Here is a 341-nt window from a genome sequence, read left to right on the forward strand (position 1 = left end):
TATTCAGGGCTTCGACCGACTTGATTGGCCGCTTCCTCGATCGACACCATCTGGAGCCAATCCGTCCCCTTCAGGGTCTCGATACTGGTTCCGGTATCGGAACCATCGATCGGGCTGTCGGCGATACCTGCGAGTTCAGGCAACACCCGGTGAGCCCAGGCAGGAACCGGGCGCCCGTTGCGGGTCTGCACGTTCAGGTCTCGCATGAGGGCGCGCAACATCGCCAGCGCATCGGCTGATTGCAGGGTCAGTTGTCGCGCCACGTCCACCACCCCCAAGACCTGCAGGGACGCGGGACGGGGACGCGGCAGTACTGCGAGTGCTTGTCAGTACCCCCGTCC

At 63.9% G+C, this 341-nt stretch carries 1 protein-coding gene; it reads right to left on the reverse strand.

Features of this window, described 5'->3' with window-relative positions:
* On the reverse strand, positions 1–272 hold a 272-nt coding region (locus tag ACOADB_RS14180; RefSeq protein ID WP_378599715.1), incomplete at its 3' end, for a hypothetical protein.
* Positions 273–341 lie beyond the last annotated feature (69 nt).

The organism is Nocardioides sp. CPCC 206348 (assembly GCF_048654705.1).
In the GTDB taxonomy this organism is placed as follows: Bacteria; Actinomycetota; Actinomycetes; order Propionibacteriales; family Nocardioidaceae; genus Nocardioides.